Source organism: Streptomyces sp. LE64 (assembly GCF_052606915.1).
Map to the genome: position 1 here is coordinate 2,709,983 of NZ_CP199708.1, position 12,200 is coordinate 2,722,182.

A 12,200-nucleotide genomic window follows, 5' to 3' on the forward strand; every position below is an offset into this window, starting at 1 on the left:
CGCCCCTTCCGGGCCTCGGACCCGGTCCGCCGGAGCGGGTCGGCCGCTACGATCGGGGCCATGCCGCGCCAGGCTTCCGCCCGTGTCCCGCTCCCGGCCGCCCTACCCGGCGCGGACGGCCCTGCGGACGCGGGGCGACGGACCGTGCTGGTCGCGGTGCGGTCCGCGGGGGCCCTGCACCGGCTCCTCGACGTGCTGCCCGCCTTCGACGGGGACAGCCGGGTGGTCACCCGGTTCACCCTGGTGCCCGGCTCGGACTTCGACGTGGAGGCCCTCGCGGCGCTGGAGCGGGCCGGGGCCCGCGCCCTCGCCTGGGAGGACGCCGTCCGGCGCCGGCACGACCTGGTGCTGGCCGCGAGCCCCAAGGGCGGGTTGCGGCGGTTGTCCGGGCCGCGGGCGCTGTTGCCGCACGGGGCGGGCTTCAACAAGACGGTCGCCGACGAGGGCTCGGCCGACGTCCCCTCCGGGCTGGACCCGCACTACCTGCTGGCCCGGGGCGCGCCCTGGGCGGACCTGCACGCGCTGGCGCACGAGGAGCAGGTGTCCCGGCTGGCGCGGCACTGCCCGGCGACGGCGCGTCGGGCCGCGGTGGTCGGCGATCCGACCGTGGACCGGCTGCTGGCCTCGGCCCCTCGCCGGGGGCCGTACCGGGAGACGCTGGGCACCGGGGCGCGGACCCTGGTGGTCCTCACCTCCACCTGGGGGCCCGAGTCGCTGTTGGCCCGGCGCCCCGGCCTGCCGGCCGAGCTGTGCGCGTCGCTGCCGTACGACTTCTTCCAGGTCGCCCTGGTCCTGCACCCCAACGAGCACAGCGGGACGGGCCGGTTCGACCTGTCGCGCTGGTTGGCGCCGGCGCTCGGCGCGGGCCTGGTCCTGGCCCGGCCGTACGAGGAGTGGGCCGCGCTGCTGGTCGCGGCGGACGCGGTCGTCAGCGACCACGGTTCCACCGCGCTCTACGCGGCGGCGCTCGGCCGGCCGGTGGTCGGCGCCTACGACGGGGGGCGCGAGCTGCTGGCCGACAGCCCGATGGCACGGTTGCTGGCCGCGGCCCCCCGGTTCTCCTCGGCGGCGGACCTGCCAGACGTCCTCCGGGCGGCCCGCGCGGTGGACACCCGCGCCCGCGCCGCGGACGCCTTCGCCCGGCCCGGGCAGGCCCTGCCGCTGTTGCGCCGGCACCTCTACCGGCTGCTGCGGCTGCCCCCGCCGGCCGGCCCGCTGGAGGCGCGCCCCTTCCCCCGGCCCGGCACGCGGCCCCGCACCCCGCGGGCCTTCGCGGTGCGGACCGGGGTCGCCGGTGACCGGGTCGCCGTCGCGCGCTTCCCCGTGCACACCGACCGGCCGGTGCACCACCTGGCGGCCGAACTGCCCTTCGCCGACCCCCGGTCGGCGCAGAGCGCGGCGGTGGTGTGGCGCCGTGCCCGGGACGCCGCGGCGGGCGCCGGCACCCCCGCGTGGACGGCGGAGGGGTGGACGGCGCACGCCCTGGCCGAGTCGCCGGGGTGCCGGACCGCGGTCGCGGTGCTGACGCCCGGGCGGGCCCTGCTCCGGAGCCGTACCGCGGGAACGTTCAGCCTGCGGGTGGAGCCGCACCGCGCGGCGGGCCGCGTCGCCCACGCCGATCCGGCGGCGGTGGCCTCCGCGGTGCACGCCTGGCTGGGCCCCGGCGCGGCGGGGACCCCGCCAGGGTCCCTGTGGTGCGACACCGGGCCGCTCTCCGTCCGCGTGCACCTGGCGCCCGCCGAGCCGGACGACCTCGACTACGTGCTCTGACCCCCGTCGGAAACCCGTCCGCCGGCGGTGGCGATGCGTCGGGCCTCCGCCCGGTGGGCCCCGGCCGCTTCGGCGTCGCCGCGGGCCTCGGCCAGCTCCGCGAGCTCCTCCAGGACGCGCACCTCGTCGGTGCCGGAGCCGCGTCGGCGGGCCCCGTCGAGCGCCGCGCCGACCAGCGGACGGGCCTCGTCGAGCCGGCCCGTCAACCGCAGTGCGCGGCCCAGTTCGAACCCGGCCCGGGCCCCCATCCGCTCGCGTTCCTGCCCCAGTGCCATGGCGTGGGCCTCCCGCAGCAGGACGACCGCCTCCCCGTGCCGCCCGCCGCGCAGCGCGGTCCGCCCCAGCAGATAGGTCTGGAGCAGCACCCCGTACGCGTTGCCGATCTCCTCGTGGACGGCCCGGGACGCCTCGAAGTCGGCGGCGGCGCCGGCCCAGTCCCCGGTCTCGGCCTTGAGCAGGCCCCGGAACTCCACCGTCGAGGCGCGCAGTTTGCGTTCGACGGGGGCGTCGCCCAGCGAGCCGGCCGCGTTGAGGGCCCGGTGCAGGTGCTCGGCGGCCTCCTCGTACCGTCCCCGTTCCCACAGCGGGCGGGCCAGCTGGCACCTCATCCGCACCATGGCCGGCAGGTGCTCGGCCCGGTCCGCGGCGGCCACCCCGGCTCGGAACGCGTCGATGGCGTCCGCGTGGTGCGGGTGGTCCAGGAAGTGCGTCCACAAGGGTTCGCACAGCGCCCAGGCGTCCTCGTACAGGCCGTCCTCCAGGGCCAGCCGGACGCACCCGTACAGCGCGTGCCGCTGGGCGTCCAGCCAGCGCAGCGCCTCGGGCTTGCCGGCGAACGCGAGGTCGGGGCCGCCGGGGGCGACGGCCCCGGGCAGGGCCGCGAAGGTCATCCGGGGGCCGGCGGCCAGCGCGTCTGCACGGGCCGCCTGGCGCCGGTACCAGCCGATCAGGGCCCGGCGGGCGGCGGCCCGTTCGGTGCCGTCCGGGTCCTCCTGCCGGGCCCGGCGCTCGGCGTGCCCGCGCAGCAGGTCGTGCAGGCGCCAGCCCTCGGCGAGGGCCTCCAGCAGCCCCGCGGACTCCAGTTCCTCCAGGGCGTCCCCGGCGGCCTCGGGGTCGGTGCCGACCAGGGCGGCGGCGGACGCCTCGTCGCTGCGGCGGCCCGGGAGTTGGGGCAGCAGCCGGTAGAGGCGGGCCGCCTCGGGGGAGAGCCCGGCGTAGCCGGCGTCCCAGACGGCCTCCACCACGGGAACGCCCTTCCGGTCGAGTTCCGCGGTCAGCTGCGCGACCAGGCGGGACAGGCTGCGCCGGCGGTACCTGCGCACCCACTCGCCGGCCACCTGGAGCGCGGCCGGGAGCCCGCCGCACCCCCGCACCAGCTCGCTCGCCGCGGCGGGTTCCGCGGCGAGCCGCGGATCGTCCACCAGGTTGCCCAGCAGCCGCACCGCGTCGTCCACGGCCAGCGGGCCCACCGGAACCTCCAGGGCGGCGGTGCCGTCGAGGTCGTACAGGGCGTGCTGGCTGGTGACGATCACCAGGCTGTGGCCCGAGGACGGCAGGAGCGGGACCACCTCGGTGCCGAAGCGCGCGTTGTCGACGACCAGGATGAGTCGCTTGTCCCGGGTCCTGCTCCACAGTTGCTTGCTGCGTCCGCCGAGGGACCGCTCCAGCCACTCGGTCGAGACGCCGAGGCCGACCAGGAGTTCCCCGACCGCGTCCGAGACCTCGACGACCCCGTCCCGGCGCAGCTCGTCCAGGTCGAGGTAGAGCACCCCGTCCGGGTACCGGTCGGTGAGGCCGCGGGCCACGTGGACGCCGAGCGCCGTCTTCCCGATGCCGCCGATGCCGGTGAGGGCGACGAGCAGGGGTCCCCCGTGCTCCGGGTGCTCCTCCACCGCGCGGGCGATGCGTTCCCGCTCCTCGTGGCGGTTCTCGAACCGGACGCGGACGGGCGGGAGTTGGAAGGGCACGGGGCAGGCCGACGGTTCCGTGCCGGACAGGTGTTGGTGGAGCTCCCCGATGCGTCCGGCTTGCACGACCACGTGCGCGCGTCCGTCCAGGCTGTTCCGCGTCTCCTCGACCATGCGGCCCACCCTAGGTGCTCGGCGGACGCCGGGCGGTGCCTTCCGGGCCGATCGGCGGCCCGACCGTGACCGCGGGTGCGGAACGGCCCCGACCACGCCGACGGCCCCGTACGCCGTGCCGACCTCCCGGGCGGCCCGCACACTGACCCCATGGGCGGGCAGCCGGCACCGGAGGGCAGCGGGGACGGTCCCGTGCCCGCCGGCGGGTCCGGGGACGAGGTGCTCGACCTGGTGACGCGGCTCGCGGAGCTGCTGGTGGCCGGCGGGTACGAGGGGACCCTGGGCAGCGAGCGGCGGTTGCGGGCGGTGGCCGCGGCCTACGGGGCGCGGGCCGAGGTGTCGGTGGGGGCCGAGTCGGCGGTGGTGGGCGTCGAGGGGCGGAGCCGGGTGGTGGCCCGGCCGCCGGAGGTGCCGCAGCTCGACCGGGTGAGCGCGTTGAAGCCGTGGCTGCGGGAGGTGACGGCGGGGCGGCTGCCGGTCGCCGAGGCCCGGCGACGGCTGGAGGCGATCGCGGCCTCGCCGGCGCCGTACCGGGGGTGGGCGCGGGTGACGGGGACGGTGCTGTTCTCGGTGGGGTTCGGGATGTCGATCCAGCCGACCTGGCAGCAGGTGTGGATCACCGGGGCGCTCGGGGTGGTGGTGGGGCTGGTGATGGAGGCGGTGCGGGCCCGGGGCGCCTCCGGGCGGGTGGCTCCGCTGTTGTGTTCGGTGCTGGTGGGGGTGCTGGTGCTGGGGGTCGAGCGGGCGGGGTGGGTGAGCGGCGGGACGATCCAGCTGATGGTGCCGGTGCTGTTCCTGTTCATCCCGGGCGACGCCATCACCATGGCCGTCCTGGAGGTGGCCGCCGGGCGGCTGACCGCCGGGGCGGCCCGGCTGGCCCAGTCGGCGGTGGCCCTGGTGACGCTGGCCTTCGGGCCGGTGCTGGCGGCGGCGGCGCTGGGCATCGACCAGCGGGAGATCTTCGACGTGCCGGTGGCGCCCGACTTCGGCCCGGTGGCCGGCTGGCTGGGGTGGGCGGTGTTCGCGGTCGGGGTGCAGCTGGTGTTCGGGATGCGGCGGGGGGACCTGCCGTGGGCGCTGCTGCTGGTGCTGGGCACCTACGGGGTGCAGCTGCTGGCGGTGCGCGGCTTCGGCACGCTGGCGGGGACCTTCCTCGCGGCGGCGGTGATGGCGTTCACCGCGGTGGGCCTGGGCGCGCGGGAGCGCACGCCCCCGGCGTACGTGCTGTACCTGGGGGCGTTCTTCGTGCTCACGCCCGGCTCGCACGGCCTGCGCGGCCTGGAGGCGTGGGTGGGCGGGCACCCGGTGCAGGGCCTCCACGACATCGCCGGCATGGTGGCGCTGATGGTGGCGATCGCCTTGGGGATGTTGGTGGGCGTCACCCTGCGGCGGGGGCCGGCCCCCGCCGGGGAGAGCGCCTGACGCCCGCCCCCGGCGCACGGAGGCGCGCGCGACCCGCGGGCCCCGTGGGGCTTGCGCCCGGCGGGCCGCTCACCTCACCCGGAGCCGACCGGTGCCGGGGCGGCGGCCCGGCGGTCGGGGGCCAGGACCCGTTCGGCGAGCTCCCCGAAGAGCAGGCCGAAGGCGGTCCACAGGGTGGCCTGGACGGCGAGCGCGGCCAGCCGGAACTCCCACACCACCGTCGCCGGGAAGTCCGCCGGCATCTCCTCGACGGACGGCAGGAACGCGAGCGCCAGCCCGACCGCGAGCACCCAGCCGGCGCCCGCCGCCACGGTCGCGTGCCAGGTGCCGAGCCGGGGCGCCAGCAGCCGCCCCAGGATCACCGCACCCACCGCGAGCAACAGGCTGAGCACCAGCATCAGCAGGTAGAGCGTGGTGCGCCGGCCGACGCTGTCGTCGGCGCCCACCGCGGGCGGATTGGCCGGGTACTTGAGGAACGGGACGACGTACACGGCGACCAGCCCGCCGAGGGAGAGCAGCAGGGCGGTGGCCCGCGGGGTGAACCGCCCGATCCGGCCGAGGGCGAAGCAGTGCGCGAGGGCGACGAGCCCGCCGAAGGCGACCCCGTACACCAGGATGCCGGTGGCGAGCCCGCCGGTGGCCTGGAGCCCCCGGCTGACCAGGGGCTCCTCGCCCGCCCCGTGGTCGTGGCCGGCGGCGTGGGCGTCCTCGTAGGCGATGGCGGCGTCCACCTGCGGCTCGCCCAGGACGTACGCGACGAGCAGGGCGAGCGCGCCCGCGGCGAGGCCAGCGAGCATGCCGCGCACGAGCAGGCGTCTGACGGTGTGGGAGTTCACGGTGGCGACCCGGTCCCCTCAGTGGCAGGGGTAGCCGAGCAGGTGGCGGGCGTCGTGCACCCACTCGTGGACGCCCTCCCCGGAGACCAGTGCGACGGCGCCCTGTTCGGCGCCGACGAAGTAGAGCAGCACCAGGACGAGGGCGCCGGTGAACACCGCCCAGGGGGCGAGTTGCCCGAGCGGGAGCTTGACGGGGACGCCGGCGGGGGGCGTGGTGGTGGATGCGGCTGTCGGTCTGGCGACGGACTGCGTCATGGCAGGACCTCCTGGGGAACTCGCGTCCCGGTTCGGTGGTGCACGGGACGAGGGCCGCGGGTCTGACTCCGCTCGTACCGCGGGCTCCGGGGAGCGCGGACGGGCTCACAGTGGCGCGACCGTGCCGGATTCCCACCGGCTTCCGTCGTGCCCTCGTCGTTGACGTGATGAAGTTGTCCAGCGGGTGGAACCCTGGTGCCCGGTACGGCTGTCGGGCGCGGTGGTGCTGTTCGGCGTGCGCCGGCGGCGCCGGCGGACACCGGCCCGTTCGGCCGGTACCGCACGGTGACGTCTCGAACGCGACGTGAAGGTACCGCGTACCGTGCGAGCGGGGAAGGGGGCCGTGACCTGGTACGGCACCCCCGTGCCCACCGACCGGGCGAGCACCTTCCCCCGGCCCTGTGCAGCAGGAGGACTGACGGAATGTCGACCACCCGAGTGACCCTGGTGGCCCCCGCCGCCGGGCGTGACCTGCGGGAGGCCAGGTTCGGCGGGGACGGCCCGCTCGACCCGCCGGCCCTCGCCCGCGCCCTGCGGGCCGGACCCGCGCTCCCGACCGCCGCCCGCTGGTACCGCTCCCCCACCGGGCGCTGCACCGAGACGGCCCGCGCACTGCGCGCCGGGCCGGAGCCGGGCGCGGAACGGGGCGCGGAGCCGGATGCGCCGGCGTCCGCGCCGGAGCCCCTGGACGTGGGGCGCTGGCGCGGGCGCACCCTCGCGGAGGTCACCGCCGAGGAACCCGCCGCCCTGGCCGCATGGCTCGCCGACCCCTCGGGCACGCCGCACGGCGGCGAGTCCTTGCCCGCGCTGCGCCTCCGGGTGGGCGGCTGGCTGGACGGGCTGACCGCGCGGGGCGGCCGGGTGGTCGCCGTGGTCGAACCGGACGTCGTCCGCGCCGCCCTGGTGCACGCCCTGGACCTGCCCGGACGGTCCTTCTGGCGGCTGGACGTGGAGCCGCTCTCCGCGGTGGAGCTCACCGGCCGGGCCGCCCGGTGGAACGTCCGCCCGGGACGCCCCCTCGACGGAACCTCCGGCTGATCCCCCGCGCCCTGCGCGGAGGAGCCGGTTCCGCGCCGGCGCGCACGCCGGATATTCCGTGGCCGGCACCCCGACTGCTGCACCAGGCTGGGCCGTTCGACCGCTGAGGAGGCCCCCGCATGCCGTACCGTCCCCACCCCGTCGCGCTCCCGGACCTGACCCTGTCGGGCACGGTCACCGTCACCGTCTGGAGCACCGATGCCGCGACGACCCCCCGCGTCCTCGCGGCGGTCGAGCGGGCGTGGCGGGCCCAGCCCGAGGAACGACGTCCGCTGGCGTACGCCGTCTGCGCGGCAGCGGACGACAGCGCGCTGTTGCACTACGCGCGCTGGCCGGACGACACCGCGGCGGCGACCGGTCCCGTGCCCTACGAGGAGGCCGTCCGCACCGCCGCCCCCGTCGCCGAGCGGCTCGCCCAGGGTGCGTACCACCGCTACCGCAGCGGACCGCGCGTGGCGGGCGACGACCGTACGGCGGGGTGCCTGGTGGCCGTGACGGTCACCTTCGACGGGGCGGACCCGGACCGCCAACGCGACTGGACCGACGGCATGTTCGCCGCCACCGGCCACGACCCCTACGACCGTACCGGGGTGATCGCCGCGCACTTCCACACCTCGGCGGACGGCACCGAGGTCCTCAACCTCGCGGAGTGGGAGAGCGAGGAGGCACACCGCGCCGCCTTCGAAGGCGCCCCGGCCGACCCCGCGGACCCCGTCGACGGGCAGCCGGCGGAGGAACCCGCCGGCGAACCGGAACTCACCCCGGAGCAGCAGGCGGCCTGGGACCGGGTGGTCAACTACCCCGGGATCACCGGCAGTCGCGTGGTGCGGCACGTACCGCTCCTGGTCCTCGCCCCCTCCTCCGGCGCCGACGCCCCGCGGGGCGGGCGACGGGCCGGGGGATGACAGCCGACGTCCCCGGCGGCCGGTTGGGTCAGCGAGCGGTGCAGAGGCCCCCGGGAGGGCCGTCCCCGGAACCGGCCCCGCCCCTCCCTCAGGAGTGCGCGCCGCCCCGGTAGGTGCCGTAGCGGGGCCGTCCGGTCGGCTCGTACACCTGGGCGACGACCCCGCTCGGCGTGGTCTCGCTGCTCAGCAGGCGCAGTCCGGCCTGGGCGCCGTCCTGCGGGAAGAGCCTGCGTCCGCTGCCGACGACCACCGGGGCGACCATCAACCGCACCTCGTCGACCAGCCCCTCGGCCAGCAGCGAGGCGCCGAGGCGGGCGCTGCCGTGGATCTGGAGTTCGCCGCCCGGTTGCTCCTTCACCGCGGCCACCCGGGCGGCGACGTCCCCGGAGAGGATGGTGGTCGGTTCCCAACCGGCCGTCGTCAGCGTCTGCGTGGCCACGTACTTCGGCAGGCCGTTGAGCCGGGAGGCGACCGGGTCGTCGGGGTCGTCCATCGCCGGCCAGTCACGGGCGAAGTTCTCGTAGGTGCGGCGGCCGAACAGGAAGGCGCCCGCCCCCAGGGTCCAGCCCGTCACGATCCGCAGGAACGCGTCGTCGAGGTGCGGCACCAGCCAGCCGCCCCGGGTGAACCCGTCGCTGGTGTCCTCCTCCGGTGACCCGGGCCCCTGCGACACCCCGTCCAACGACAGGAACTCCTGGAGGACCAACTTCATCGGCGGACCGTCCTTCCTCGTCACCGGGGCGACCACCGTCCCGGTGCGGTGAAGACTCGCGGACCGCCCGGGACCCGTCGCCCGCGGCGACCCCGGTCCGGCCGACCGGCGGCGGTCCGTTCACCCGTCCGCGCGGGCGGACGGCCCCGGACGGCGGGACCGCGGCCCGGGCCGCCCGCCCCTCGCACGCCCGTCGCGGCGCCGTCCGTCCGGGCCCCACGCCCGGACGGACGGTCCGCAGCCACCCGGTGGCGCCCCACGCGCCCCGGGTGTTCGCATCGCCCGTGCCCCGGGCGGGGACGGACGGTGGTCTCCGGTTGCCCGGCCGGGGCTCAGGTGCCCACGTCCCGGCCGAACAGGTCCTCCAGCGACTCGCGCCGCACCAGCAGCCGCGCCCGGCCGTCCCGGACGGCGACCACGGGCGGCCGGCCGACCAGGTTGTACGCCGACGCCATCGACAGGTGGTAGGCGCCGGCGACGGGCACCGCGAGCAGGTCGCCGGGGCGGACGTCCGGGGGCAGGGCCGCGTCGGCGGCGAGCACGTCGCCCGCCTCGCAGTGCCGGCCCACCACCGTGACCGGCACCGACTCGGCCCGCGAGGACCGGCCGATCAGACGGGGCGCGTACCGCACGCCGTACAGCGCGGGGCGCGGGTTGTCGCTCATCCCGCCGTCCACGGCCACGAAGTGCCGGTTGCCGGTGTGCTTCACCGCGAGCACCCGGTACAGCGCGACTCCGGCGGGCCCGACGATCGCCCGTCCCGGTTCGACGATCAGCCGGGGCACCCCGATCCCGGCGGCGGCGCAGCCGCTGACCAGTTCGGCGCGGACCTTGCGGGCGAGGGTGGTGAGGTCCATCGCCGCCTCACCGGGCCGGTAGGCGATGCCGTGCCCGCCGCCGATGTCCAACTCGCGCAGCACCAGACCGTGTTGGCTGCGCAGTTGGGCCATCATCCCGACGATCCGGCGCACCGCCGCGAGGTACGGCTTCACGGTGGTGATCTGCGAGCCGAGGTGCATGTGCAGCCCGGTCAGTCGGAGTTGGGGTTGGTCGAGGATGCGGGCGACGGCGTGCTGGGCCGAGCCGTCGGTGAGGGAGAGGCCGAACTTCTGGTCCTCGCCCCCGGTGCGGACCTTCTCGTGCCCGCCCGCGACGATCCCGGGGAGCACCCGCACCATCACCCGTTGGGTCTCGCACGGGGGTACCGCGGCGGCCAGCCGGGCCACCTCGGAAGCGCTGTCGATGACGATGCGCCCCACGCCCAACCGGAGCGCGGTGTCCAGGTCGCGCGGACTCTTGGCGTTGCCGTGCAGCACGATGCGCTCGGCGGGGAAGCCGCTGGTGACGGCGAGTTCCAGCTCGCCGGCGGAACACACGTCGAGCCCGAGGCCCTCCTCCCGCACCCAGTGGACCAGCGCCCGGCACAGGAAAGCCTTGGCCGCGTACACCACCTCCGCCCGGTCCTCGGGGAACGCCGCCCGGTAGGTGCGGCAGCGCTCGCGCACCTCGCCCTCGTCGAGGACGTACGCGGGGGTGCCGAACCGTTCCGCCACCTCGGTCAACGCCACTCCGCCCACGCTGATCTCACCGTGCGGGAGGCGTCCGGTGGAGGCCGGCCACACCGACAGCTCGTCGGACCCGCGGGGCCCGTCCGGCGCCGCCGCGGAACCGACCGTGGTCGTCTCGGTCATCGCGCACCTCCTCCTCCGGAGGCCGACAGCAGTACGGAACGGCCGCCCGTCGGCCCGGGCCCCGTGGCCGGGCCGACGGGACGGGCCACCAGCACCGGATCGACGGTGAGCCGGCGCACGCCCACCGGGGTGACCAGCGCGCGCAGCGCGGGCACGGCGAGCCGCACGTACGCCGTGCCCGGGCCGAGGACCTCGACCAGCCGGGCCGCCGAGGTGAACCCCACGGCCGTCCGCTCGCCCAGCGGCGTGCGGAAGAGCCGGGCCGTGCACCCCCCGGGGCCGGTGCGCGCCGGCACGAACAGCGCCCGGGGAGCGCCACCGCCGTCCCGCTCCGCGCCGTCCCGGCCGCCGTCACGCGGGCCGGGGCCGGAGGGCGCGCCCGCGCACGCCCCGGTATCGGGCGGCTCGGGCTCTTCGGCGCAGTTCACGCCCTCCGTCGCCCGCTCGGCGCGGGTGCGGACAGCGGTACGGGGACCTTCGACCATGGGTTCCTCCGTGGGGGCGCGGGGTTCGGCAGGGCTGCCGCGGTGGCCGGCACCCCGGGCCCCCACCACGCGGCGGGACCCGGGGGCCGTGCGTTGACCGTATGCCCGGCGCCGGGCCCCGCAGGACGTCCCCTGACGCCACGCTGACGCCCGGGAGCCGGACGTTGACACGGGCCATACGGCCCAGCCGGACGAATGCCTCGTGCCCCGGTCAACGGGCTCGGACCGCCTCTCGGGCAGCAGTCGAGCCCACCGCGCTCATACGGGCAGGACCACGACCAGAAGGGGGAGCGGCGAACCACTGGCCGGCCGCGGTGTACGCCGGAGACTCACGGCGCACCAGCCGCACCTGCGCGTCCACCGCGCACCCGGGGACGGAACCGGGTCAGGCCGTCGCCCCCTGGAACACCGTCACCACGATCACCGCCAGGAGCCCGGCCACCGAGGAGAACGTGAGGACGCCTCCCCAGAAGGCCCCGTCCAGGGAGACCCGCGCCCGCGCACGGTGTCGGCAGGCGTGCCGCGCAGGGCAGTCCCCGCGCGCCCGCCGGGCGTGCCGTCGCCTCGTCGCCGTCCGGGTCATCGGCCCGGCACCTCCTCCGAGCGCTCCAGCACCGTCCAGTCCGTGAACGTCCGCTGGTACCAGAGGTGCCGGGTCTCCTGGGCGTGCAGCAACAACCAGTCCTCCACCTGCGCCGGGTGTTCGCAGGGCCCCGACTCCGCGCCGCAGCACGCGGCTTCGCCCGAGACGCAGCGGGCCGCATAGGCCGGCTCCGTCGCCGGGTCCTGGGGGAAGGTGAACGGTACGTAGCGGAACACCCGGCGCAGTTGCTGCGGCGCCCCCGTCCCGCTCCAGCGCGCCGAGCGCTCGTTGGCCGCGCGCAGTCCGGCGCTCAGCCGCTCCCGATCGGTCGGGGGCCTCAACTGCGAGACGTCCGCCTCCCATTCGCGACCCCCGCCGATCGGCCGCAGCAGCGCATAGGGGGCCGGACTCCGTCTGGTACA

General features: G+C 77.0%; 12 protein-coding genes. 4 read left to right on the top strand and 8 right to left on the bottom strand.

Going from position 1 to position 12,200, the window contains the following annotated elements:
* Nucleotides 1–60 precede the first annotated feature (60 nt).
* Nucleotides 61–1,770 carry a translation initiation factor 2 gene (locus tag ACSMX9_RS12120; protein ID WP_445402288.1) on the top strand — a complete coding sequence of 570 codons (1,710 nt, stop codon included), beginning with the start codon at nucleotides 61–63 and terminating at the stop codon, nucleotides 1,768–1,770.
* Here the strand turns inward: ACSMX9_RS12120 and ACSMX9_RS12125 are convergent.
* Nucleotides 1,758–3,851: an NB-ARC domain-containing protein gene (locus ACSMX9_RS12125; RefSeq protein WP_445402290.1), complete on the bottom strand. Its 2,094-nt coding sequence runs from the start codon at nucleotides 3,849–3,851 to the stop codon at nucleotides 1,758–1,760. The genes ACSMX9_RS12120 and ACSMX9_RS12125 overlap by 13 nt on opposite strands.
* A 150-nt stretch (nucleotides 3,852–4,001) precedes the next feature.
* Here ACSMX9_RS12125 and ACSMX9_RS12130 point away from each other — a divergent pair, with 150 nt between their 5' ends.
* Nucleotides 4,002–5,273, top strand: coding sequence for a threonine/serine ThrE exporter family protein (locus tag ACSMX9_RS12130; RefSeq protein WP_445402292.1), 1,272 nt, complete (start codon nucleotides 4,002–4,004; stop codon nucleotides 5,271–5,273).
* Nucleotides 5,274–5,347: 74 nt separating this feature from the next.
* Here the strand turns inward: ACSMX9_RS12130 and ACSMX9_RS12135 are convergent, their stop codons facing one another.
* Both ACSMX9_RS12135 and ACSMX9_RS12140 read right to left on the bottom strand, forming a co-directional pair.
* Nucleotides 5,348–6,109, bottom strand: a complete 762-nt coding sequence (locus ACSMX9_RS12135; RefSeq protein ID WP_445402293.1) for a CbtA family protein — start codon at nucleotides 6,107–6,109, stop codon at nucleotides 5,348–5,350.
* A gap of 18 nt (nucleotides 6,110–6,127) precedes the next feature.
* A complete protein-coding gene (locus tag ACSMX9_RS12140) occupies nucleotides 6,128–6,364 on the bottom strand; it encodes a CbtB domain-containing protein (RefSeq protein WP_445402295.1) in 237 nt (78 codons plus the stop codon).
* Between the two features lie 423 nt (nucleotides 6,365–6,787).
* Here ACSMX9_RS12140 and ACSMX9_RS12145 point away from each other — a divergent pair, with 423 nt between their 5' ends.
* Complete coding sequence (locus ACSMX9_RS12145) at nucleotides 6,788–7,402, top strand: histidine phosphatase family protein (RefSeq protein WP_445402297.1); 615 nt, start codon at nucleotides 6,788–6,790, stop codon at nucleotides 7,400–7,402.
* A 119-nt stretch (nucleotides 7,403–7,521) separates the two neighbouring features.
* Nucleotides 7,522–8,307: an antibiotic biosynthesis monooxygenase gene (locus tag ACSMX9_RS12150; protein ID WP_445402299.1), complete on the top strand. Its 786-nt coding sequence runs from the start codon at nucleotides 7,522–7,524 to the stop codon at nucleotides 8,305–8,307.
* Nucleotides 8,308–8,395: 88 nt separating this feature from the next.
* Here ACSMX9_RS12150 and ACSMX9_RS12155 read toward each other — a convergent pair whose 3' ends face one another.
* From ACSMX9_RS12155 to ACSMX9_RS12175, 5 genes are all read right to left on the bottom strand, one after another.
* Complete coding sequence (locus ACSMX9_RS12155) at nucleotides 8,396–9,019, bottom strand: dihydrofolate reductase family protein (protein ID WP_445402301.1); 624 nt, start codon at nucleotides 9,017–9,019, stop codon at nucleotides 8,396–8,398.
* Between the two features lie 332 nt (nucleotides 9,020–9,351).
* Nucleotides 9,352–10,710, bottom strand: a complete 1,359-nt coding sequence (lysA, locus tag ACSMX9_RS12160) for a diaminopimelate decarboxylase (protein WP_445402303.1) — start codon at nucleotides 10,708–10,710, stop codon at nucleotides 9,352–9,354.
* Nucleotides 10,707–11,195 (bottom strand): SAV_915 family protein, encoded by a 489-nt coding sequence (locus ACSMX9_RS12165; protein WP_445402305.1) that lies wholly within the window; start codon nucleotides 11,193–11,195, stop codon nucleotides 10,707–10,709. Before ACSMX9_RS12165 ends, lysA begins: the two co-directional genes overlap by 4 nt.
* A gap of 385 nt (nucleotides 11,196–11,580) precedes the next feature.
* Nucleotides 11,581–11,778: a hypothetical protein gene (locus ACSMX9_RS12170; RefSeq protein ID WP_445402307.1), complete on the bottom strand. Its 198-nt coding sequence runs from the start codon at nucleotides 11,776–11,778 to the stop codon at nucleotides 11,581–11,583.
* The gene (locus ACSMX9_RS12175) at nucleotides 11,775–12,119 is read right to left on the bottom strand and encodes a DUF7848 domain-containing protein (protein ID WP_445402309.1); all 345 of its coding nucleotides are present in this window, start codon (nucleotides 12,117–12,119) and stop codon (nucleotides 11,775–11,777) included. Before ACSMX9_RS12175 ends, ACSMX9_RS12170 begins: the two co-directional genes overlap by 4 nt.
* Nucleotides 12,120–12,200 lie beyond the last annotated feature (81 nt).

Coding starts and splice junctions, on each gene's coding strand:
- ACSMX9_RS12120 (WP_445402288.1), top strand. CDS start 61: ATGCCGCGCCAGGCTTCCGCCCGTGTCCCGCTCCCGGCCGCCCTACCC.
- ACSMX9_RS12165 (WP_445402305.1), bottom strand. CDS start 11,195: ATGGTCGAAGGTCCCCGTACCGCTGTCCGCACCCGCGCCGAGCGGGCG.
- lysA (WP_445402303.1), bottom strand. CDS start 10,710: ATGACCGAGACGACCACGGTCGGTTCCGCGGCGGCGCCGGACGGGCCC.
- ACSMX9_RS12130 (WP_445402292.1), top strand. CDS start 4,002: ATGGGCGGGCAGCCGGCACCGGAGGGCAGCGGGGACGGTCCCGTGCCC.
- ACSMX9_RS12140 (WP_445402295.1), bottom strand. CDS start 6,364: ATGACGCAGTCCGTCGCCAGACCGACAGCCGCATCCACCACCACGCCC.
- ACSMX9_RS12170 (WP_445402307.1), bottom strand. CDS start 11,778: ATGACCCGGACGGCGACGAGGCGACGGCACGCCCGGCGGGCGCGCGGG.
- ACSMX9_RS12155 (WP_445402301.1), bottom strand. CDS start 9,019: ATGAAGTTGGTCCTCCAGGAGTTCCTGTCGTTGGACGGGGTGTCGCAG.
- ACSMX9_RS12145 (WP_445402297.1), top strand. CDS start 6,788: ATGTCGACCACCCGAGTGACCCTGGTGGCCCCCGCCGCCGGGCGTGAC.
- ACSMX9_RS12150 (WP_445402299.1), top strand. CDS start 7,522: ATGCCGTACCGTCCCCACCCCGTCGCGCTCCCGGACCTGACCCTGTCG.
- ACSMX9_RS12125 (WP_445402290.1), bottom strand. CDS start 3,851: ATGGTCGAGGAGACGCGGAACAGCCTGGACGGACGCGCGCACGTGGTC.